Origin of the sequence: Dysosmobacter sp. Sow4_B12, assembly GCF_052116665.1 — a bacterium.
Classification (GTDB): domain Bacteria; phylum Bacillota; class Clostridia; order Oscillospirales; family Oscillospiraceae; genus Oscillibacter.
Window position 1 is genome coordinate 1 of the sequence record NZ_JBQKKR010000030.1, and the last position, 921, is coordinate 921.

1 protein-coding gene is annotated in these 921 nt (G+C 67.5%); it reads right to left on the reverse strand.

Features of this window, described 5'->3' with window-relative positions; all coding sequences use genetic code 11:
• Nucleotides 1-89: 89 nt before the first annotated feature.
• A partial coding sequence (locus ACTQ4R_RS12975) for a phage portal protein (RefSeq protein ID WP_441629339.1) occupies nucleotides 90-921 on the reverse strand: 832 nt, incomplete at its 5' end.

Below are 921 nucleotides of genomic sequence, written 5' to 3' on the forward strand. Positions count from 1 at the left end.
GAGCAGCCCAGTCGCCGCTCGCGCGGATCGTGCGCCACTCGCGGCCCACCATCGTGGCAGCGGCCCGCGAACGGGCCAGCATCGCCTTCTCAGGCGACTGTGGTGACATCGCCCGGAGCCGCCATCAGCGCCTGCACCAGCGGGTCGGCATCCTGCTCGCGGAAGTAGGCCCGCTCCCGTTGCTTGCGCCCCTCGTCCCATCCCAGTTCGTCCCACACGCCCTCGCGAGAGAGGATCGGCACGCCGCCAGCCATCTTCGTGAGGGCGTCGGCTCGCTGTGAGTAGGTGGGGGTCGCGGGATCGTGCCACAGCGCCCTGATCTCGTTGCCGGGGAGCCATTCGCCGGTGCGGAGGCGTTCCCGCAGGCCCATCACCCACGCCCACGAGTCACCGTCGTACACGTTCATGCGCTCGACGTTGCGGATTAGACGGGCCTCATCGGCGCGGATCGCGCCCTCCGACGCAGGATTGACGGTGTCTTGACCGAGGTAGCGGGTCGGGAGCCCCAACATCCCGCCACACCAGCGCAGCATCGCGTTCACGGCGTCGGTAAAGTTCGACAGTTGCGCCGCGTCCCACGACCCGAACTTGGCGTCCTTGTTCGACGTGACCTTGAGGATGGTCATGTATGCCTCCCACGTCGCCATGGGTTTACCCGTCTTGGGGTTGATGAAGTCTTCCTTCTTGACGCCAGCGGCCCACCGGTGGGGCCACGCCAACGCCTCAGCGCCGATCTGCGTGTTCGTGATGATGCGGGCGATCGCGTCCGTCATCGGGATCACGTCCGCCATCTCTGACACGCCAGTCCAGCGGCCCGTGCGGGGCCGGTTCAGGAACATCACGACCGGCACTCGGCCAAGCTTGTGCTCGTCGGGGTCGAACTCGTCGGCCCAGTCGTGGCCGTCGCGGATCAGGTAGCGG